17 protein-coding genes are annotated in these 20,203 nt (G+C 70.7%); 7 read left to right on the top strand and 10 right to left on the bottom strand.

The features are described 5' to 3' along the window. Window positions 1-225 precede the first annotated feature (225 nt). Window positions 226-801: a hypothetical protein gene (locus ACJ512_RS22315; RefSeq protein WP_407688818.1), complete on the top strand. Its 576-nt coding sequence runs from the start codon at window positions 226-228 to the stop codon at window positions 799-801. Between the two features lie 42 nt (window positions 802-843). Here ACJ512_RS22315 and ACJ512_RS22310 read toward each other — a convergent pair whose 3' ends face one another. Then, complete coding sequence (locus ACJ512_RS22310; RefSeq protein ID WP_407688817.1) at window positions 844-2,742, bottom strand: ABC transporter ATP-binding protein; 1,899 nt, start codon at window positions 2,740-2,742, stop codon at window positions 844-846. Next, window positions 2,739-4,496 carry an ABC transporter ATP-binding protein gene (locus tag ACJ512_RS22305; protein WP_407688816.1) on the bottom strand — a complete coding sequence of 586 codons (1,758 nt, stop codon included), beginning with the start codon at window positions 4,494-4,496 and terminating at the stop codon, window positions 2,739-2,741. The genes ACJ512_RS22310 and ACJ512_RS22305 overlap by 4 nt, the downstream gene beginning before the upstream one ends. 225 nt (window positions 4,497-4,721) lie before the next feature. Here ACJ512_RS22305 and ACJ512_RS22300 point away from each other — a divergent pair, with 225 nt between their 5' ends. Both ACJ512_RS22300 and ACJ512_RS22295 read left to right on the top strand, forming a co-directional pair. Further along, on the top strand, window positions 4,722-5,216 hold the full coding sequence (locus ACJ512_RS22300; protein WP_407688826.1) for a DUF3558 domain-containing protein: 495 nt from the start codon (window positions 4,722-4,724) through the stop codon (window positions 5,214-5,216). Continuing rightward, the gene (locus ACJ512_RS22295; protein WP_407688815.1) at window positions 5,216-5,764 is read left to right on the top strand and encodes a DUF3558 domain-containing protein; all 549 of its coding nucleotides are present in this window, start codon (window positions 5,216-5,218) and stop codon (window positions 5,762-5,764) included. Before ACJ512_RS22300 ends, ACJ512_RS22295 begins: the two co-directional genes overlap by 1 nt. Window positions 5,765-5,959: 195 nt before the next feature. Here the strand turns inward: ACJ512_RS22295 and ACJ512_RS22290 are convergent, their stop codons facing one another. Together ACJ512_RS22290 and ACJ512_RS22285 are read right to left on the bottom strand one after the other, a co-directional pair. After that, window positions 5,960-6,463, bottom strand: a complete 504-nt coding sequence (locus ACJ512_RS22290; RefSeq protein WP_407688825.1) for a SixA phosphatase family protein — start codon at window positions 6,461-6,463, stop codon at window positions 5,960-5,962. A gap of 34 nt (window positions 6,464-6,497) precedes the next feature. Beyond that, window positions 6,498-7,862, bottom strand: coding sequence for an HNH endonuclease signature motif containing protein (locus ACJ512_RS22285; protein ID WP_461479847.1), 1,365 nt, complete (start codon window positions 7,860-7,862; stop codon window positions 6,498-6,500). Between the two features lie 250 nt (window positions 7,863-8,112). Here ACJ512_RS22285 and ACJ512_RS22280 point away from each other — a divergent pair, with 250 nt between their 5' ends. The 3 genes from ACJ512_RS22280 (at window position 8,113) to ACJ512_RS22270 (ending at window position 13,227) form a co-directional block, all read left to right on the top strand. Continuing rightward, complete coding sequence (locus ACJ512_RS22280) at window positions 8,113-9,264, top strand: metallophosphoesterase family protein (RefSeq protein ID WP_407689769.1); 1,152 nt, start codon at window positions 8,113-8,115, stop codon at window positions 9,262-9,264. Then, window positions 9,261-11,891, top strand: a complete 2,631-nt coding sequence (locus ACJ512_RS22275; protein ID WP_461479846.1) for an AAA family ATPase — start codon at window positions 9,261-9,263, stop codon at window positions 11,889-11,891. The genes ACJ512_RS22280 and ACJ512_RS22275 overlap by 4 nt, the downstream gene beginning before the upstream one ends. Window positions 11,892-11,976: 85 nt before the next feature. Continuing rightward, window positions 11,977-13,227: an alpha/beta hydrolase gene (locus ACJ512_RS22270; RefSeq protein ID WP_407688876.1), complete on the top strand. Its 1,251-nt coding sequence runs from the start codon at window positions 11,977-11,979 to the stop codon at window positions 13,225-13,227. Here ACJ512_RS22270 and ACJ512_RS22265 read toward each other — a convergent pair. Genes ACJ512_RS22265 through ACJ512_RS22250 form a run of 4 tightly spaced genes read right to left on the bottom strand, consistent with a single transcriptional unit; the run spans window position 13,214 to window position 18,654 of the window. Beyond that, window positions 13,214-14,977 carry an ABC transporter family substrate-binding protein gene (locus ACJ512_RS22265; protein WP_407688889.1) on the bottom strand — a complete coding sequence of 588 codons (1,764 nt, stop codon included), beginning with the start codon at window positions 14,975-14,977 and terminating at the stop codon, window positions 13,214-13,216. The genes ACJ512_RS22270 and ACJ512_RS22265 overlap by 14 nt on opposite strands. Continuing rightward, complete coding sequence (locus tag ACJ512_RS22260; protein WP_407688877.1) at window positions 14,958-16,796, bottom strand: dipeptide ABC transporter ATP-binding protein; 1,839 nt, start codon at window positions 16,794-16,796, stop codon at window positions 14,958-14,960. The genes ACJ512_RS22265 and ACJ512_RS22260 overlap by 20 nt, the downstream gene beginning before the upstream one ends. After that, window positions 16,793-17,680, bottom strand: coding sequence for an ABC transporter permease (locus ACJ512_RS22255; protein ID WP_369737603.1), 888 nt, complete (start codon window positions 17,678-17,680; stop codon window positions 16,793-16,795). Before ACJ512_RS22255 ends, ACJ512_RS22260 begins: the two co-directional genes overlap by 4 nt. Further along, window positions 17,677-18,654, bottom strand: a complete 978-nt coding sequence (locus ACJ512_RS22250; protein ID WP_369737604.1) for an ABC transporter permease — start codon at window positions 18,652-18,654, stop codon at window positions 17,677-17,679. Before ACJ512_RS22250 ends, ACJ512_RS22255 begins: the two co-directional genes overlap by 4 nt. A 121-nt stretch (window positions 18,655-18,775) precedes the next feature. Here ACJ512_RS22250 and ACJ512_RS22245 point away from each other — a divergent pair, with 121 nt between their 5' ends. Then, complete coding sequence (locus ACJ512_RS22245; RefSeq protein WP_407688878.1) at window positions 18,776-19,267, top strand: beta-class carbonic anhydrase; 492 nt, start codon at window positions 18,776-18,778, stop codon at window positions 19,265-19,267. A 13-nt stretch (window positions 19,268-19,280) separates the two neighbouring features. On the opposite strand, the gene ACJ512_RS22240 is transcribed toward ACJ512_RS22245, so the two are convergent. Then, window positions 19,281-19,670, bottom strand: a complete 390-nt coding sequence (locus ACJ512_RS22240) for a VOC family protein (protein ID WP_407688879.1) — start codon at window positions 19,668-19,670, stop codon at window positions 19,281-19,283. Between the two features lie 91 nt (window positions 19,671-19,761). Beyond that, a complete protein-coding gene (locus tag ACJ512_RS22235; RefSeq protein WP_407688880.1) occupies window positions 19,762-20,175 on the bottom strand; it encodes a VOC family protein in 414 nt (137 codons plus the stop codon). Between the last annotated feature and the right edge of the window lie 28 nt (window positions 20,176-20,203).

Raw genomic sequence — 20,203 nt, 5'->3', positions numbered from 1 at the left:
CTAGGGGCGTGCAACTCCGTCATGCGCGGGTGCTACGCGGCCGACTGTTACCCCATCGTCCGGCTCTTTGATTTCGGTCGCTTCCGGGCCTGCTTCCCTTCCGAAAATACGCCGTCCCGGCGCCCAGATCAACGATTTTCCCAGCTCTGAGGCGCCGGGGCGTCCCCGGTTCGGCCGACGGCGAACACCCTTCCATCCAGTGTGTAACGATGTAATCATGTAATTATGAAATCCCATCACACACACCACCGGCACGGTCGCGCGGGCGGCTGGCAGCAGGCCGGGCAGCCGGATGCGGGCGACGCCGGCGAATGGTTCGCCGGGCGTATGCCCGAAGGGTGGTTCGACGGCGACCCGACCGTCATCGTCGACCGCGAGGAGATCACGGTCGTCGGGAAGTTGCCGGAATCCGAGGGCGACGCAGACAGCGAGGCCCGCGCGGCCGGCCGGGCGTCGCGGTTCCGGGAGGAAACCCGCTCGGAGCGGATGCGCATCGCCGAGGAGGCGCAGGACCGCTACGGCCGCAAGGTCTCCTGGGGTGTCGAGGTCCCCTCCAAAACCGGCGCCGAGCGAATCCTGTTCACGCACATCGCCGTTCCGGTGATGACGCGCCTGAAGCAGCCCGAACGCCAGGTGCTCGACACGCTGGTCGACGCCGGGGTCGCCCGGTCGCGCGCCGACGCGCTCGCCTGGACGGTCCGGCTGGTGGGTGAGCACACCGAGGAGTGGCTGGCCAAGCTGCGCGACGCGATGACGGCGGTCGACGACCTGCGCGCGCAGGGGCCGGACCTGCAGCCGTAAGCCCGGCCCGCCCGGCCGCCGTCAGCCCCGGAGGCGGCCGGGTCAGGCCCGCGTCATCGCGTAGTAGGCGCCCCGCCGCGCCAGCAGTTCGGCGTGGTTGCCCTGCTCGACGATGCGGCCGGATTCGACGACCACGATCCGGTCCGCATCCCGGATCGTCGAAAGACGGTGCGCGATGACGAAACTCGTTCTGCCCTGGCGAAGCTGACCTAGGGCCCGCTGGACGAGGGCTTCGGTGCGGGTGTCGACCGAACTGGTCGCCTCGTCCAGGATCAACAGCCGCGGGCGGGCCAGGAACGCGCGTGCGATCGTGATGAGCTGCTTCTCGCCGGCGCTGATGTTGGCGCCGTCGCCGCTGATCCGGGTCTGGTATCCGGCGGGCAGCGTGTGCACGAACCGGTCGACGTAGGCTGCCCTGGCGGCCTGGGTCACCTCGTCCTGGCTGGCCTCGGGTCGCCCGTAGGCGATGTTCTCCGCGATCGTCCCGTCGAAGAGCCAGGTGTCCTGCAGCACCATGCCGATCCGCGACCGCAGCGACTGCCGGCTCAACGTGGCGATGTCGACCCCGTCGAAGAGAATCCGGCCCGAATCGACGTCGTAGAACCGCATCAGCAGGTTCACCAGGGTGGTCTTGCCGGCCCCGGTGGGGCCGACGACGGCCACCGTGCTGCCCGGTTCGGCCACCATCGACAGGTCCTCGATCACCGGGACGCCGGGCCGGTAGCCGAAACTGACGTGCTGGAACTCCACGCGGCCACCCGGCCGCGGACCCAGGCCGTTGGGCCGCGGCGCGGGCCGGGAGTCCGCAGGTTCCTCGGCCTCGTCGAGCAGGTCGAAAACCCGCTCGGCGCTGGCCACCCCGGACTGCAGGGTGTTGTACATGCCGGCAACCTGGCTCAGCGGCGAATTGAACTGCCGGACATATTGAATGAAGGCCTGGATGTTGCCGAGGGTGATCTGCCCGCTGGCCACCCGCAGGCCGCCCACGACGGCCACCGCGACGTAGCCGAGGTTGCCGACGAACGTCATCGCCGGCGCGACCAGGCCCGAAACGAACTGGGCGCCGAAACCGGCGTGGTAGAGGTCGTCGTTGAGCCGGCGGAACTGCTCGCGCGCCGCGGCCCGGTGCCCGAACGTCTTGACCACCGTGAAGCCGCTGTAGGTCTCCTCGATGTGGGCGTTGAGGCGTCCCGTGCTGGCCCACTGGGCCGCGAACAGGCGCTGCGAGCGCCGCGCGATCGCGCGCGTCGCCAGCAGCGACAGCGGCACCGTCAGCACCGTGATCGTCGCCAGCAGCGGCGAAATCGACACCATCATCGCCAGGACGGTCACCACGGTCAGCACCGACGTCAGCAACTGGCTGATCGTCATCGCCAGCGACGACTGGACGTTGTCGATGTCGTTGGTGACCCGGCTCAGCAACTCACCGCGCTGCCGGCCGTCGAAGTAGGACAGCGGCAGCCGGTGCAGCTTGGCCTCGGCGTCGGCGCGCAGGGCGACCATGGTGCGCTGCACGGTGACGTTGAGCAGCCGGGCCTGCGCCCAGATCAGCAGTGCCGAAACCAGATAGAACGCCAGGGCCACCGCCAGGGTTCGTCCCACCGCGTCGAAGTCCACGCCCCGGCCCGGAACCACGTTGGCCCCGGACAGCAGATCGGCGAAGGTGTTGTCGCCGCGGGCCCGGGCCGCCGCGACCGCCTGGGCCTTGGTGATGCCCGCGGGTAGCTGCCGCCCGAGCACGCCGTTGAACAGCAGATCGGTGGCATGCCCGAGGATCCGCGGAACGATCACCCCGATCGCCGTGCCGGTGACGCCCATCGTGATCACCGCCACGGCCCGCCCCCGTTGCGGCGCGAGCCGTGTGACCAGCCGGGCGGCCGAACCCCAGAAGTCGCGGGACCGCGCGGCGGGCACGGGGACCCGGCTGACCGCCGCGGTCACGGCGCGCCCCCCACCCGACCCGATTGCAGGGCGTCCACCGACTGGGAGTCGGCGAACTCCGCGTAGGTCGCACAACCGGCCAGCAGCGACTCGTGGGTGCCCGCGCCGACCAGCCGCCCGTCGTCGACGACGATCACCTGATCGGCCTGGGCCGCGGTCGAGACACGTTGTGTGACAACGATGAGGGTTGCGTCAGCGGCCGCCTCCCGCAGCGCGGCCCGGACCCGCGCGTCGGTGTGCACGTCGAGCGCGGCGAACGCGTCGTCGAACAGGTAGACGGCCGGGCGCCGGATGGCCGCGCGTGCGATGGCCAGTCGCTGCCGTTGTCCGCCCGACAGGTTGATCCCGCCCTGCGCGACCCGCATCTGCAGCCCGTCCGGGTGTGCCCGCACGAAGCCGTCGGCGGCGGCCACCTCCAGCGCCTCCCACATCTGTGCCTCGGTCGCCTCGGCCCTGCCGTAGCGCAAATTGTCGGCGACCGTGCCGGTGAACAGGTAGCCGCGCTGGGGGACCAGCCCGATCGCCGACCACAGCCGCTCGGTGTCGTAGGCGCGGACGTCGACGTCGTCGACGAGCACCGCGCCGTCGGTCACGTCGTAGAGCCGGCAGATCAGCGACACCAGCGTCGACTTGCCCGACCCGGTGCTGCCGACGATCGCGGTGGTGGTGCCGGGTGTCGCCGTCAGCGAGACGTCCTGCAACACCGGGCGTTCGGCGCCCGGGTAGGTAAACGTCACGCCCGCCACGCGCACGACGCCGGTGATGCCCGCGCGAGGGAACCGGGGGCTGGGCGGGTTGCCGACGGCGGGGCGGGTGGACAGCACCTCGGTGATGCGTTCGGCGCACACGGATGCCCGCGGCAGCACCACCAGCGTCATCGTCGCCATCAGCACCGCCATCAGGATCTGGGTGAAATAGGCCAGGAACGCGGTCAGCGCGCCGACCTGCATCTGGCCCCGGTCGATGCGCAGGCCGCCGAACCAGATCAGCGCCACGCTGGAGGCGTTGATGGTCAGTGTGGTCACCGGCAGCATCAGCGCCTGCCAGTTGCCGACGCTCAGCGCGGTGTTCGACAGCGCGGCGTTGGCGCGGGCAAAGCGCTCGCTCTCGAAGCGCTCGCGCGCGAACGCCCGCACCACCCGGACACCGGAGAGCTGGTCGCGCATCACCCGGTTGATGCCGTCGATGAGGCGCTGCATGCCGCGCAGCAGCGGCAGCATGTGCGACATGATCCAGTAATTGGCCACGGCCATGACCGGGACGCTGACCAGCAGCAACCACGTCAGCGCGGCCTCCTGGTCGATGGCCATGACGACCCCGCCGACGCACATGATCGGCGCGGTGACCAGCACGGTGCCCGAGATCTGCACCAGGTACTGGATCTGCCGGACGTCGTTGGTGCTGCGGGTCAGCAGCGTCGGCGCGCCGAAACGCGCGGTCTCGCGCTCGGAGAAGGTGGTGACGTGGTCGAACACCGCCGCGCGCAGGTCGCGCCCGAAGCCCATCCCCGTGCGGGACCCGACGTAGGTCGCCCCGACCGAGCACAGCACCTGCAGGCCGGTGACGCAAAGCATCACCAGGCCGAGCCTGACGATGGTCGCGGTGTCGCCCTTGGACACGCCGTCGTCGATGATCGCGGCGTTGACCGTCGGCAGGTACAGCGACGCCAGCGTGTTGGCGATCTGCAGCGTCATCAGCACCGCGACCAGCCGGCGGTAGGGCCGGATGTACTGGCGCAGCAGTGCCAGGAGCATGGGGCTAACTCTCGCATACGTGCTGCGCCGGGCTGCTGAGCACCGGCAGGATCAAGGGAATTGAAATGCCTGCTCAGCTGGCGCGCCGGTGGTTGCCCCGCGGGGCTGCCGCTACAGTGCATCGTGTGGACGAGCAGCAGGCTGAGGAACAGCGGAGTAGCGGTGCGGCGTAACCCGGCGACCCTGGCCATTGCCGCCGCGACCTTGACGATCCTGAGCCCCGCGATGGCGGCGTGCTCCAATTCCGGCGGCAACAAGCCGGGGGCCACGGCGTCGTCGGCGCCGGGCAACGCCGAGGGCCACCACGGCCCGATGTTCCCGCAGTGCGGTGGCATCAGCGATCAGACGGTGGCAGAACTGACCAAGATGAGCGGGCTGGTCAACACCGCCCGCAACTCGGTGGGATGCCAGTGGCTGGCCGGCGGCGGCATCCTCGGCCCGCATTTCTCCTTCTCCTGGTATCGCGGCAGCCCCATCGGCCGGGAACGCAAGACCGAGGAGCTCTCGCGCGCCAGCGTCGACGACATCAACATCAACGGCCACAGCGGTTTCATCGCGGTCGGCAACGAACCCAACCTCGGCGACTCGCTGTGCGAGGTCGGCATCCAGTTCCAGGACGATTTCATCGAATGGTCGATCAGCTTCAGCCAGAAGCCGTTCCCGCCGCCCTGCGACATCGCCCGCGAACTCACCCGCCAGTCGATTGCGAATTCGAAGTGATGGCCAGAAGAGGAGTGCGCGCCGCGGTGACCCTGGTGGTCGCCGCGCTGCTGGTGCTGACCGGTTGCTCGAGATCGGTCGGTGGCAACGCCGTCAAGGCCGGCTCGGGCGGTGTGCCGCGCAACAACAATTCCCAGCAGCAATATCCGAACCTGCTCAAGGAATGTGAGGTGCTGACCACCGACATCCTGGCCAAGACGGTCGGCGCCGATCCGCTCGACATCCAGAGCACGTTCGTCGGCGCGATCTGCCGGTGGCAGGCGGCCAACCCCGCCGGCCTGATCGACATCACGAGGTTCTGGTTCGAGCAGGGCAGCCTGAGCAACGAGCGCAAGGTCGCCGACTTCCTGAAATACAAGGTCGAGAGCCGCAACATCGCGGGCATCGACTCGATCGTGATGCGCCCGGACGACCCCAACGGCGCGTGCGGGGTGGCCAGCGACGCGGCGGGGGTGGTCGGCTGGTGGATCAACCCCCAGGCGCCCGGCATCGACGCGTGCGGGCAGGCCATCAAGCTCATGGAGCTGACGCTGGCCACCAACTCCTAGCTGTAGCCGGCCCGCTCGGGCTCAGCGCGGCGACGATGCGGCCCGCGTGGCGGGGCGAGGAGGAGCTGCGCAATCGGGCTCAGCGCGGCGACGATGCGGCCCGCGTGGCGGGGCGAGGAGGAGCTGCGCAATCGGGCTCAGCGCGGCGACGATGCGGCCCGCGTGGCGGGGCGAGGAGGAGCTGCGCAATCGGGCTCAGCGCGGAACCTCGAAACCGACCAGCGCGGCGGCGCCCGGCTCCAGGTCCTCCCACGCGCAGGGCACGGCGAGCACGGCGATCGCCGACGTCGGGAACTTCGCCGCGATGCGCTCGGCGACGGCGTCGTCGGTGCCGTCGGTGCCGGCCAGCACCAGTGCCAGGCCGGACATCGTCGGCTCGTGGCCGACCACGAGCAGGGTCTTGACCTCGTCGCCCACCGTGTTGATCTCCTCGATGACGGTGCCGGGGGCGGCGCCGTAGAGGCGTTCGGCGTAACGCGTCGGGGCATCTATTCCGGTGCGTGCCAGGGTCTGGCGCGTGCGGGTCGCCGTCGAACACAGCACGGCGTCGATGGCCGTCACGTTGGCGCGCAGCCACTCACCGGCCAGCCCCGCCTCCCGGATGCCGCGCGGTGCCAGCGGCCGGTCGTGGTCGGCGACCCCGGCGGGGTAGTCGGATTTCGCGTGCCGCAGCAGCAGCAACGTGCGCTGGCCGTTCATCGGCATCACGGTAGCCAACGGGGAACCGGGGCCGCTATGCCGCGTCATCGTCGTCGTCCCGGTGCTGGAGGAGCTTTTCGGGGTGCCAGTAGGTGTTGGTGCGGGGTTGGCCGCGCTCGAGGTGTTTGGGTGGGATCCACTCGGTGTCGCCTTTGCTGTTTTTGCGGGTGGTCCAGCCTTTTTCGGTGATGGGGTGGTGGCCGCCGCAGGCGAAGGTGAGGTCGTCGATGCCGGTGGTGCCGGATTTCGCGTAGGGGGTGACGTGGTGGACTTCGCAGTAGTAGCCGCCCACGGTGCAGCCCGGTGCGCTGCAGCCGCGGTCCTTGGCGTACAACACGATTCGCTGCGCGGGTGAGGCCAACCGCTTCGTGTGGTAGAGGGCCAGGGCCTTGCCCTTGTCGAAGATCGCCAGGTAATGATGGGAGTGGCGGGCCAGGCGGATGACGTCGCTCATCGGCAGCAGGGTGCCCCCGCCGGTGAGGGCTTGTCCGGCGGCGGCTTCGAGTTCGGCCAGGGTGGTGGTGACGATGATCGAGGCGGGCAGCCCGTTGTGCTTGCCCAATTCCCCGGAGGCCAGCATCGCGCGCAGCGCGGCGAGCAGGCCGTCGTGTTGGCGCTGTGCGGGGCCGCGGGCATCTGTGTCGATGGCGTCCTGGGTGGGGGTGCCGTCGATGCAGGGCTGCTCGTCGAGGTTGTTGCACATGCCGGGGGCGGCGAGTTTGGCCCACGCCGCTTCGAGGGTGGCGCGCAGTTCGGGGGTGATCCAGCCGCTCAGGTGCGACATTTTGTCGGGGCCCTGGGCGCCCAGGATCAGCCCACGCCGGCGTGCCCGGTCGGTGTCGGTGTAGTTGCCGTCGGGGTTGAGGGCGTTGTCGAGTTGCTCGGCCAGTGTGCTGAGTTGTTCGGGGCGGATGTGGGTGCCGTGGCGGGCCAGGTCGGCTTCGGCGCGTTCGCGGGTGGGTTGGTCGACCCAGCCGGGCAGCTGGTGGCAGAAGTGGCGGATCACGGTGACGTGTTCGCAACCGAGCGTGCCCTGGCGCTGACGCTCGGCGGTCTCGGCCAGCACCGGGGGTAGGGGTTCCCCCGTCAGCCCGTGGCGGGGGCCCAGGTCGGCGGCTTCGCGCACCCGCCGGTTGGCTGCAGCACGCGAGATCAGGGTGGCCTCGGCGAGGGCGTGGGAGAGTTTGCCGCCCAACTCTTGCGGGGTGGCTTGGTGGGCCAGGGTGTTGATCACCGCATGCTCGAGGGCGGGCAGGCGCCGGCGCACCTTTTCCACCCGGCCCAGCCAGGCCAGCAACTCCGGGGTGGTCAACGCATCGCAGTCGAACCCCAGCAGCGTGTCCAGGTCGGCGTCGAGCGCGTCGAACGCCGCACCCAACGCCTCCCGGTCAACACTCACACCGCGAAACTATCGGCACCCACCGACAAGAAACCCCGGAATGTGACCACAGAAACACAAGTGACACAAGTTTTTTCAGCGGTCATCGCTGCGGGGTCTTGCGCGCCGTGCAACCGGCCGAAACGTGGCCGGTGGCCCGTCTCGACGGGCCTCCCCGAGACCTGCCGGGCGAGGTCCCCGTTCTTGTCGGTGGCCGGATTTAAGCTCGCGGTGCCCTGACAGCCACGCAATCCGAGAGGGGGTCGCCGGCATGCGATTCCTGCACACCGCCGACTGGCAGCTGGGCATGACCCGGCACTTCCTCGCCGGTGACGCCCAGCCGCGCTATTCGGCCGCGCGCCGCGACGCGGTGGCCGGCCTCGGGACACTGGCGGCCGAGGTCGGCGCCGAGTTCGTCGTGGTGGCCGGTGACGTCTTCGAACACAACCAGCTCGCCCCCCAGGTGGTCAGCCAGTCGCTGGAAGCCATGCGCGCCATCGGCATTCCCGTCTACCTGCTGCCGGGCAACCACGATCCGCTGGACGCCTCGTCGGTCTACACCAGCGCGCTGTTCACCTCGGAATGCCCGGGCAACGTCACGGTGCTCGACCGGGCGGGAGTGCACCAGGTCCGGCCCGGGCTGGAGATCGTCGCCGCACCGTGGCGGTCCAAGGTCCCGACCACCGACCTGGTCGCCGACGTCCTCGACGGCCTGTCCCCGGGCACGGCCACCCGGATCCTGCTCGCCCACGGTGGTGTCGACGAACTCGACCCCGATCCCGGCAAACCCTCGCTGATCCGGCTCGCCGGGCTCCACGACGCGCTGGACCGGGGCGTCGTGCACTACGCGGCGCTGGGGGACAAGCATTCGCTCACCCGGGTCGGTGCCGGCGGCCGGGTCTGGTACTCCGGTTCCCCGGAGGTCACCAACTTCGACGACGTCGAATCCGACCCGGGGCATGTCCTGGTCGTCGACATCGACGACGGCGACCCGCGGCGGGCCGTCACCGTGGACTCCCGAAACGTCGGCGACTGGCGGTTCGTCACCCTGCGCCGCCAGGTCGACAACAGCCGCGACATCGCCGATCTCGACCTCAACCTCGACCTGATGCCGGCGAAGGACCGGACGGTGGTGCGGCTGGCGCTGGCCGGTTCGCTGACCGTCACCGACCGCGCCGCGCTGGACGCCTGCCTGGACAAGTACGCGCGGTTGTTCGCCTGGCTCGGGCTGTGGGACCGCCACACCGACCTCGCCGTGATCCCCGCCGACGGCGAGTTCACCGACCTGGGCATCGGCGGGTTCGCCGCCGCGGCCGTCGAGGAACTCGTGGCGGCGGCGCGCGAGGGCGACACCGACTCCGCCGCCGACGCCCAGGCGGCGCTGGCGCTGTTGCTGCGGCTGGCCGACCGGGGGGCGGCATGAAGCTGCACCGGCTGGTCCTGACGAACTACCGCGGCATCGCGCACCGGGACGTCGCGTTTCCCGACCAGGGTGTGGTCGTGGTGTGCGGCGCCAACGAGATCGGCAAGTCGTCGATGATCGAGGCGCTGGACCTGCTGCTGGAATGCCGGGACCGTTCGACGAAAAAGGAGATCAAGCAGGTCAAGCCCGCCAACAGCGACGTCGGCTCGGAGGTCTGCGCCGAGATCAGCTGCGGGCCTTACCGTTTCGTCTACCGCAAGCGGTTCCACAAGAAGTACGAGACGGAGCTGACGGTGCTGACGCCGCGCCGCGAACAGCTGACCGGCGACGAAGCCCATGAGCGGGTCAGGGCGATGCTGGCCGAGACGGTGGACCACGACCTGTGGCGCGCCCAGCGGGTGTTGCAGAGCGCGTCGACCGCCGCCGTCAATCTCTCCGGCTGCGACGCGCTGTCGCGCGCGCTGGACGTCGCGGCCGCGCATTCGGGCGCCGACGCGGCCCTGTCGGGGACCGAGCCGCTCCTGGTCGAACGGATCGAGGCCGAGTACGGCCGCTACTTCACCCCGACCGGGCGGCCCACCGGGGAGTGGGCCACCGCGATCTCCCGGCGGGACAAAGCCGAGGCCGCGGTGGCCGAATGCGCGGCGGCCGTCGCCGAGGTCGACGAGCGGGTGCGCCGCCACGCCGCCCTGACCGAGCAGGTGGCCGAGTTGTCCCAGGAGCGGATGGCTACCGGGCCGCGCCTGGCGGCCGCGCAGGCCGCCGCCGACACCGTCGCCGAACTCACCGGCCAGGCGCGCGAAGCCGGGCTGGTGGCCGCCGCGGCGGGCGCGACGCGCGATGCCGCGGCCGCCGCCCACGAGGGGCGCCTGCGGCTGCTCAGCGACATCGCCGCCCGCACGGCAACCGTCACCGGCGCCGAGGCGGCGGCGCGGGAAGCCGCCGGGGCGCAGGCGGTGGCGCGGGTGGCCTCCGAGTCCGCCGACGCCGCAGCCCAAGCCGCGACGGGGGCCCTGCTGGACGCGCAACGCCGCGTCGACGCCGCCCGTCGCACCGTGGACGGGATTGCCGAGCGCGAGGAGGCCGACCGCCTGCGGGCGCGGCTGGCCAAGATCGAGGCCCTCCAGGCCGAGCGCGACCAGATCTGCGCACAACTGTCCGCGGTCGCGGTCACCGAGCAGGTGCTCGGGCGGATCGAGGATGCCGCGGCCGCGGTCGATCGCCTCGGCGCGCAGCTGACGCTGATCTCGGCGGCGGTCGAGTTCACCGCGGCCACCGACGTCGAACTGTGCACCGGCGACCAACGGGTGTCGCTGTCGGCCGGCGAAACCTGGTCGATCACCGCCACCGGCCCCACCACGGTCGAGGTGCCCGACGTGCTGAGCGCGCGGATCACCCCGGGTGCGGCCGCGCTCGACGCTCAGGCCGAGCACGCCGCGGCGCACCATGAGCTGACCGCCGCGCTGGCCGCCGGCGCGGTGGCGGACCTGGCCGGGGCACGCTCGGAGGGCCGGCGTCGCCGCGAACTGGAGAGCGGCCGCGACCGGTTGACCGCCACGTTGGCCGGGCTGTGCGGCGACGACGATGTCGACCACCTGCGCGCGCGCCTGACGCAGCTCGGCGCCGCCGGGCGGGACGAGGCCGGCATCCCGGCCCTCGATGCCGGTGCGGCCCGTGCCGAACTCGACTCCGCCGAGCAGGCCCGCGCGGCCGCGGACGCCGCCTGCGAGACCGCCCGCGAGGCGGCGGCCGCCGCCCGCGCCCGGCTCAACGAGTCATCCACGCAGGCAACGGTTTTGCAGAACAAAGCCGAGGCCCAGCGCGCGGAGTTGGCCGCGGCTGCCGAGCGGCTGGCCCGGGAGCGTGCGTCATCCCGCGACGAGGACCTCGCCGCGGCGGCGCAGGCGACGCTGGCGGCGGCCCGGGCCGCCGAGCAGCGCGTGGCCGATCTGGCCGAACAGCTGGCCGCGGCGGCGCCGGACGCGGTGGCCGCCGAACTGCAGGCAGCGACCGTCGAGGCCACATCCCTGCACGAGCGCTACGAGGACGCCGCCGGCGCGCTGCGCGAGGTCGGCATCGAACTCTCGGTCATCGGCAACGAGGGCCGCAAAGGCAAACTCGACGCCGCCGAGACCGAACTCGAGCACGCCACTGCCGAGCACGCCCGCATCGGCGGCCGGGCCCGCGCCGCGCAGTTGCTGCGCTCGGTGATGACCCGCCACCGCGAGAACACCCGGCTGCGCTACGTCGAGCCCTACCGGAGCGAACTGCAGCGGCTCGGTCGCCCCGTGTTCGGGCCGACCTTCGAGGTCGACATCGACCCGGACCTGTGCATCCGCAGCCGGACCCTCGACGGCGTCACGGTGCCCTACGAATCCCTGTCGGGCGGGGCCAAAGAGCAACTCGGCATCCTGGCACGGCTCGCCGGCGCCGCGCTGGTCGCCAAGGAGGACACCGTTCCGGTGGTGGTCGACGACGCCCTCGGGTTCACCGATCCCGACCGGCTGGCCACGATGGGGCAGGTGTTCGACACCGTGGGCGCGCACGGGCAGGTGATCGTGCTGACCTGCAGCCCCGGCCGCTACGACGGCGTCAAGGGCGCGCACCGCATCGACCTCGACGTATAGCGGGGTCGAAAGGCCCCGGGCGGGCCGCGGGACCGCGACCGCGGGCGCGCTCGGCAGAATAGGGGACCATGGTGGGCCGATACCGATGACCATGAACGCCAAGCGGCGCCGCACGCAAGACAAGCTGGCCCGACTGCCCGGGGTGCGGCCGGTGCGCCGGCCGGTTTCGCCGGGCAGCGCCGACGAGTTCGACCTCTACTACGTGCGGGCCGGCCGCAAGTCCACCCACCCGGTGGTGATCATCCCGGGCGGCCCGGGGGTGGCCTCCGTGCTGATGTATCAGGGTTTTCGGCGGCGTGCCGCCGCGGCCGGCCTCGACGTCATCATGATCGAGCACCGCGGGGTGGGCATGTCGCGCCACGACGACTCCGGCGCCGACCTGCCGCCCGAGGCGATCACCGTCGAGCAGGTCGTCGACGACGTCGCCGCCGTGCTCGAGGACGCCCACGTCGACTCGGCCGTCCTCTACGGCACCTCGTACGGCACCTACATCGCGGCCGGGGTCGGCGTCCGCCATCCCGGCCGGGTGCGGGCGATGGTGCTGGATTCGCCGCTGCTGTCGCGCCACGACATCGCGATGGTGCGCGACGCCGTGCGCGGGCTGTTGCTGGCCGGCGAGGGACCCGAGACCGCGGCGCTGGCACCGAAGATGCGCAAGCTCGTCGACGCCGGGGTGATGACCGCCTCCGCCGGAGAGATGGCCGCCCGGATGTACGGGTACGGCGGCCCCGCGCTGCTTGACCGCCAGCTCGACCTGTTGCTGGACGGGCGAACGTTGCTGTGGCGCACCCTGTTCCGCTCCACCGAGATTCTCAACCGCAAGGTGCCGTACCGGTTCGAGGCCGATCTGGTCAGCCGCATCGCGTTCCGTGAACTCGACTACGCCGCCGAGCCCGACGGGCTGCCCCTCGACCCGGCCGTGGCGCTACGTGAAACACTGCCCCCGACAATGGCTTTCGAGGCGGAGCCCTTCGACCTGGCGGCCGAGATGCCGAAGTTCGACTGGCCCACGGTCCTGCTTTCCGGCGGCCGTGACCTGGTGACACCGCCGGCGGTGGCCCGCCGGATCGCGTCGCTGATCCCCGGTGCCGTGTTGCTGACGCTGCCGACGATGGCGCACAGCGCGCTGGACTTCCGCGAGCCCGCGGCCCTGGCCGTCATCGCCGCGGTGTGGGACGGGGCGCCGGCCAGGCTGGTCGGCCAGGCCTCGCGGCTGGACGCGCTCCCGCCGCGGGCGGGGATGCGGCTGCTGTGGAAGGCGGTCGACGCGGCCGCCGTCGTGGAGGCTGCACTTCCGTATCCGGCGCCGCTGCGCCGCCGGCTCAGGACCGCATGAAACCGATCGCGGTGTAATCGAGGTCGGCCAGGCCCGCGGCGCCGAAGTTGGCCAGGGTGCTGCGCACCGCCACGTCGCCCGGGGATTGGGTCAACGGCAGGCTGAATCCCTCGGCCCAGATGAGCTTGTCGAGGTCGTTGGCCAGCGCCCGCGCTTTGGCGGGATCGAGTTCTTCGAGCGTGCGCTCGATCGCGGCGTCGATCTGCGGGCTGCCGATCTTGCCGAAGTTGCTCGCCCCGTCGGACTGGTAGATCTGGGTCAGCGACGACAGGGGGAACGCGTCGCCCAGCCAGCCGAACTGCGCGATGTCGAAGTCGCCGACGTTGACGTAGTTGCTGAAAAAGCCGCTGCCGGAGCGGGCCACCAGGTCGAGCTTGACGCCGATCTCGGCCAGGCTGTGCTGGGCGATCTGGGCGAACGCCCGTGAGCCCTGCGCGTCGTAGAACAGGTCCCGGATGACGAGCGGGCGGCCGTCCTTCTCCCGGAACCGGCCGTTGAGTTTCCAGCCCAGCGCGTCGAGTTCCCGTCGCGCCGCGGCGGGGTCGTAGGGGACGATGGCGCTGTTGTCCCGGTAGCCCTCCTGGCCCGCGACGTAGATGTGGTTACCCAGTGCCACCGGGTCGGTGGTGAGCCCGTACTGGACGACCTTGGCGATGGTCTGCCGGTCGATGCCCTTGGACACCGCCAGCCGCAGCGCCTTGTCGGCCAGGATCGATCCGCGGGCGCCGTTGAAGGTGAAGTGCGACCAGCTCGGGGCGGGCGCACGGCGGATCGAGATGCCCTTGGTGTGCTGCGCGATCGCCAGCTGGTCCACCGTCCCGATGCCGGTGGCGTCGATCGTGTTGTTCTGCAGCGCGGGCAACCGCGCGGCGTCGTCGAGCACCAGATAGGTGATGGCGTCCAGGCGTGGCCGCGGCCCCCACCATGTGGGGTTGCGGGTCAACACGATTCGTTGCGTGGTCCGGTCGAGGACCGAAACGATGAACGGGCCCGCCGACGGGCCGGGTCCGGACAGTTGCCCCTTGTTGAAGGCCTCGGGTGTGGCGGTCATGCTGGCGGGCAGCAACATACCGTTGCCGGCGAACATGCCGCGCCACTCGGCGTAGGGCTTGGCGAAGGTCATGATCGCCTGCCGGTCGTCCACCCCGCGGGTCACCGACGCGACGCGGTCCGCGCCGCTGGGCCCGGCGATCTCGAACGCCTTGTCGGCGCCGGACAGGGCGTGGATCTGGCTGGCGATGTCGCGCCAGGTGACCGGTGTGCCGTCGGACCACACCGCGCGTGGGTTGATCGTGTAGGTGACCACCTGAGGCGAGGTTCCGGTGAGTTCGACGCTGGTGAAGTAGTTGGTGTCGACGGTCGTCGAGCCGTCCGGGCCGATGACGAACGCCCGCGGCAGCGTGGCCTTCATCATGGCGGCGACCTCGGCCGAATTGCCGTCGATGTGCAGGATGTTGAAGTTGGGCGGGAAGTCGCTCAGCGCCAGCTTCAGGTTGCCGCCGTCGCGCAGCGTGGCGGGATCCTGCGGGTTGACGTCGCTGCTCGAGCCGATCCGCGCTTTCGTGCCGGTCTCGGGCGCCAGGTTGATCGCCGAGCAGCCGGAGATCACCAGCGCGGCCACCAGAAGCGCGACCAGAAGCGCGACCGCGGGACGCCCCGGTCGAGTCTGCGTCCAGGGCGTGTATTTGCCGCGGCTCGGCGCGCTGGACGCAGACTCGGCGCCCGGCCCGCTAGCCACGCCTACTCGGATCCGGTTGCGGCACCGCGCCGAGCAGCCGGCGGGTGTACTCGTGCTGCGGGTTGCCGAAGACCGCCACGCTGTCGCCCCGTTCGACGATCGCGCCGGCGTGCATCACGACCACGTCGTGGGCCAGGTGTTTGACCACCGAAAGGTCGTGGGAGACGAACAGATACGACAAGCCGAACCGCTCCTGCAGGTCGAGCAGCAGGTTGATGATCCCCGCCTGGATGGAGACGTCGAGGGCCGACACCGGTTCGTCGAGCGCCAGGATCTTGGGCTGCAACGCCAGCGCCCGGGCGATGCCGATGCGCTGCTTCTGCCCGCCGGAGAACTCGGCGGGGTAGCGGGTCGCGTCCGCGCGGCGCAGTCCCACTATGCCCAAGAGCTCGGCGACCCGGGCGTTGGTGTCGTCTTTGCCGAAACCGTTGGCCCGTAACGGCTCGGCGATCAGCTCGAACACAGGGAGCCGCGGGTCCAGCGAGGCGACCGGGTCCTGGAACACGACCTGGATGTCGCGGCGCAGTGCCCGGCGGCTCGCGGGGCTCAGCGCGGCGACGTCACTGCCGAGCACCTCGATCGACCCCGATTGCGGGGCAACCAGTTCCAGGATCTCGTGCAACGTGGTCGACTTGCCCGAACCGGACTCGCCGACGATGCCCAGCGTGCGCCCCTGGCGCAGCTCGAAGCTGACCCCGTCGACGGCGCGCACCTCGCCGATCGTGCGGCGCAGCACCACGCCCTTGGTCAGCGGGTAGGTCTTGACCAGGTCTCGGACCCGCACGACGACCGCCGAGTCGCCGGGTTCTGCAGCGCGGGATGCGGTCTCGACCCCGTAGATCTCCGCGGCGCTGCGCCCGTCGACCTGTTCGGTGCGAATGCAGGCCGCCCGGTGCTCAGGCCCGACTGGCACCAGATCCGGCTCTGCAGAACGGCATTCGTCAATAGCCAGCGGGCAGCGCGGCGCGAACGGGCAGCCCGGCTCCAGGCCGACGAGTGACGGGGGAGTCCCGGGGATGGGCACCAGCCGGGTGCCCTGCGCGGCGTCGAGCCGCGGCACCGAACCTAACAATCCAACGGTGTAAGGCATTTGACGGTCGAGGTAGAGGTCGCGCACCCCGGCGGACTCGACGACCCGGCCCGCGTACATCACCAGCGCCCGGTCGGCGAACTCGGCGACCACGCCGAGGTCGTGGGTGATGATCAGCACCCCGGCGCCGGTGACGTCGCGTGCCTTCTTGAGCACGTCGAGGATCTGCGCCTGCACCGTGACATCCAGCGCAGTGGTGGGCTCGTCGCAGATCAGCAGGTCGGGATCGTTGGCGATCGCGATGGCGATCACCACCCGTTGCCGCTCGCCACCGGAGAGCTCGTGCGGGAAGGCGCGGGTGCGTCGCTCCGGCTGCGCGATGCCAACCAGCTCGAGCAGTTCGGTCGCGCGCCGGCGGGCGGCCCCGCGACCGACCCGCGGCTGGTGGATCTCGATCGCCTCGGCGATCTGGTCGCCCACCGTGTAGACGGGCGTCAGCGCGGACATCGGGTCCTGGAACACCATACCGACCGACTTGCCGCGGAACCGCGACATCGCCCCGTCGGCCAGGCCCAGCAGTTCGGTGCCCTGCAACCGGACCGAGCCGCGCACCCGGGCGTACTCGGGCAGCAGCCCGACGACGGCCATCGCGGCCACGGACTTGCCCGAGCCCGACTCGCCCACCATGGCCACGACCTCGCCCGCGTCCACGCTGTAGCTGATGCCGCGCACCGCGGTCACCGGCCCGCCGTCGGTCGGGAAGGTGACGGCCAGGTCGCTCACCTCCAGCAGCGGGCTCACCGCGCGCCGCCCCGCAACGTCGCGCTGCCGGGGTCCAGCGCGTCACGCAGACCGTCGCCGGTGAGGTTGGCGCACATCAGGATCAGCACCAGCACCCCGGCCGGGAACAGGAAGACCCACGGGAACGTGGTCGCGGACGGGGTGCCGTTGGCGATCAAACTGCCCAGCGAGACGTCCGGCGGCTGGATGCCGAAACCGAGGTAGCTCAGGCCGGTTTCGGCCAGAATGGCCGAGGCGACGTTGAGCGCGGCGTCGATGATCAGGATGGACGCCACGTTGGGCACCACGTGGCGCAGGATGATCCGGCGGCTCGACACCCCCATGTACCGTGCCGCCCTGATGAATTCGCGCTCACGCAGGCTCAGCGTCATGCCGCGCACCATCCGCGAGCTGACCATCCAGCCGAAGCCGGCCAGCAGCAGCACCAGCATCAGGATGCTGGCCGAGTTCTTGGTTCGCGGGGTGACGATGGCGATCAGGATGAAGGCCGGCACCACCAGCAGCAGGTCGACCACCCACATCAGCACCCGGTCCCGCCAGCCGCCGAAATAGCCCGCGACCGAACCCACGGTGGCGGCGATCCCGGTGGAGATGAACGCCACGCAGACGCCGATCAGCATCGACTTCTGCATGCCGCGCACGATCTGGGCCAGCAGGTCCTGGCCCATCGCGTTGGTGCCCAGCCAGTGCCGGGTGTTGGGCGGCTGCAGCAGCGCGTTGAAGTCGAGGTCCTGATACGAATACGGCAGCAGCGGCGGCAGCGTGTAGCAGCCGACGAACAGCAGCGCCAGCAGCGTCAGGCAGACCACCGCGCCCCGGTTGCGGGCGAACCGCCGCAGCACCAGGGTGCGCTGCGAGGTGAACTTCGCGGCCTCGGAAGTCACGACACCCGCACCCTCGGGTCCAGCGCCGCGTAGAAGACGTCGGAGAGCAGCCCGGCCAGCAACACCACGGTGCCGGAGAACAGGGTGATGGCGGCGATGATGTTGGTGTCCTGGGTCGCGATGCCCTGCACCAGCCACTCGCCCATCCCGTGCCAGCCGAAGATCTTCTCGACGAACACCGCCCCCGTGACCAACCCGGCGACGCCGTAGGCGAACAGCGTGGCCAGCGGGATCAGCGCGGTGCGCAGCCCGTGTTTGACCAGGGCGCGCCGGCGGGTGAGCCCCTTGGCGCGGGCGGTGCGGATGAAATCCTGGCCCAGCACGTCCAGCATCGCGTTGCGCTGATACCGGCTGTATCCCGCCGCGGCGCCCAGCGCCAGCGTCAGCGACGGCAGGATCAGGTGCCGCAGGCGGTCGAGCAGGTGCGCCCAGGTTCCGCCCCGCACCCCGGGCGAGGTCTCCCCGGTGTAGTCGAACAGGTGCATGTCCAGCGCCCAGTTGACCCGCAGCGCCCCGAGGATCAGCAGGTTGGCGATGACGAAGGTCGGGGTGCTCAGCACCAGCAGTGCCATCGCGGTCACGACTCGGTCGCTGAGCCGGTACTGGCGGATGGCGCCCCACGCGCCGGCCACCACGCCCAACGCGGTGCCCACCACCGAGCCGATGACCAGCAGGCGCAGCGTGACGCCGACGCGGCGCCACAGCGTGGAGCCGACGGGCTGGCCGGTGATGGTGGTTCCGAAGTCACCCCGCACCGCGTGGGAGGCCCAGTCGGCGTAGCGGATCGGGACCGGCTTGTCCAGGCCGAGGGCGTGGGCCTTGGCGTCGATGACCGCCTGCGGCGGCCGGGGGTTGCGCTGCAGCAGGCTGTCCAGCGGCCGGAACGCGTACGAGGTCAGGCAGTAGGTGAGAAAGGACGCCAGCGCCAGCAGCACGACATAGTTGAGCAACCGGCGCGCCAGGAAGCGGATCATGCCTGACTGGCCCGCCCGTGTCGCATGGGGACAGGTTATCGACCGGGGAGCGCGGCGGCGCGAGGGCGGCGGCCCCAAGCCCGGTTGTTACGATGCACCGCAACGTTCCCGGGAGGCTGGCATGACGGTCACTGACGACTATCTCGCCCACAACGCGGACTATGCGAGCTCCTTCGAGGGCCCGCTCCCGATGCCGCCGAGCAAACACGTCGCGGTCGTGGCGTGCATGGACGCCCGGCTCGACGTCTACCGCATGCTGGGCATCGGCGAGGGCGAGGCCCACGTCATCCGCAATGCCGGCGGCGTGGTCACCGACGACACGATCCGCTCGCTGGCCATCAGCCAGCGGTTGCTGGGCACCCGCGAGGTCATCCTGATCCACCACACCGACTGCGGCATGCTGACGTTCGTCGACGACGACTTCCGGCGCGCCATCGCCGAGGAGACGGGCGTCAAACCGCCGTGGGCGCCCGAGGCCTTCCCCGATGTCGCGGAGGACGTGCGGCAGTCGTTGCGCCGCATCGAGATCAGCCCGTTCGTCACCAAGCACGTGTCGCTGCGGGGGTTCGTCTTCGACGTCGCCACCGGGAAGCTCGACGAGGTCACGCCCTAAAGGGTGTCAGCGGTCAGCCGCCCGAGCCGTAGGGGCGGGTGATGATCTCCATGGCGTGCCCGGCGGGGTCCAGGAAGTAGACGCCACGCCCGCCGTCGCGCTGGTTGATCTCGCCGGGCCGGCTCTGTCGGGGGTCGGCCCAGTGCTGCAGGCCGCGCGCGCGGATCTTGCCGTAGATCGCGTCGAAATCCTGCTCGGAGACCAGGAACGCGTAGTGCTGGCGGGTGATGTCCTCGCCCGGGGCGACGTCGGCGTAGTCGAGGCTGGCGCCGTGGTCCAGCTCCACAACCAGAAAGTGGCCGAACGGCTTTGGCGCGGGCAGGCCGAACAGCTCGGCGAGGAACTCCGCGGACTTGTGCTTGTCGCGGGCCGCGACGATGGTGTGGTTGAAACTGACGCCCATGGTGGTACCCCTTCCCTTCTCCCCGCGAGCGTGCGTGTCTGTACCGTGACACGCCGTCCAGGCTGTCATTCTGCGCACCCTCGCGCCCGCCCTACTTCGGCGCGGTGAGTTCCAGGGCGATGTTGTCGGGGTCGCGGAACTGCAGGATGAACGACGGCCCGATGTCCTTGACCGGCTCATGGACCACGCCGAGTTCGTCCAGATGTGCTGCAGCAGAGTCGATTTCGGACTTGTTGACGAGCCGGAACGCGATGTGGTCCAGGCCGGTGCGGTCCTCGTCGAAGCGGTCGGTGCCGACCGGGCGCAGCCCGAGCAGCGTGCCGCCGAGGTCGTAGATGACGCCCCCGAACAGAAACCCCAGCCGGTTGCGGGTCGCCTCGTCGGCGTTGTCGGGAACCTCGAGCAGGACGGGCCATCCGAACACGCTCTCGTAGAACCGTCGCGACCGCTCGATGTCGGTGACGGTCAGCCGCACGTGCGCGATGGAGGTGCTGCTCGAGCCCACCCGGATCATGCTGCCAGAATCGCCTGTG

The sequence above is a fragment of the Mycobacterium cajalii genome (assembly GCF_045809005.2).
In the GTDB taxonomy this organism is placed as follows: domain Bacteria; phylum Actinomycetota; class Actinomycetes; order Mycobacteriales; family Mycobacteriaceae; genus Mycobacterium.
This window is presented reverse-complemented; position numbering and strand designations above follow the sequence as displayed.

Coding starts and splice junctions, on each gene's coding strand:
- ACJ512_RS22315 (WP_407688818.1), top strand. CDS start 226: ATGAAATCCCATCACACACACCACCGGCACGGTCGCGCGGGCGGCTGG.
- ACJ512_RS22305 (WP_407688816.1), bottom strand. CDS start 4,496: ATGCTCCTGGCACTGCTGCGCCAGTACATCCGGCCCTACCGCCGGCTG.
- ACJ512_RS22300 (WP_407688826.1), top strand. CDS start 4,722: ATGGCGGCGTGCTCCAATTCCGGCGGCAACAAGCCGGGGGCCACGGCG.
- ACJ512_RS22295 (WP_407688815.1), top strand. CDS start 5,216: ATGGCCAGAAGAGGAGTGCGCGCCGCGGTGACCCTGGTGGTCGCCGCG.
- ACJ512_RS22290 (WP_407688825.1), bottom strand. CDS start 6,463: ATGAACGGCCAGCGCACGTTGCTGCTGCTGCGGCACGCGAAATCCGAC.
- ACJ512_RS22280 (WP_407689769.1), top strand. CDS start 8,113: ATGCGATTCCTGCACACCGCCGACTGGCAGCTGGGCATGACCCGGCAC.
- ACJ512_RS22275 (WP_461479846.1), top strand. CDS start 9,261: ATGAAGCTGCACCGGCTGGTCCTGACGAACTACCGCGGCATCGCGCAC.
- ACJ512_RS22270 (WP_407688876.1), top strand. CDS start 11,977: ATGACCATGAACGCCAAGCGGCGCCGCACGCAAGACAAGCTGGCCCGA.
- ACJ512_RS22250 (WP_369737604.1), bottom strand. CDS start 18,654: ATGATCCGCTTCCTGGCGCGCCGGTTGCTCAACTATGTCGTGCTGCTG.
- ACJ512_RS22245 (WP_407688878.1), top strand. CDS start 18,776: ATGACGGTCACTGACGACTATCTCGCCCACAACGCGGACTATGCGAGC.
- ACJ512_RS22240 (WP_407688879.1), bottom strand. CDS start 19,670: ATGGGCGTCAGTTTCAACCACACCATCGTCGCGGCCCGCGACAAGCAC.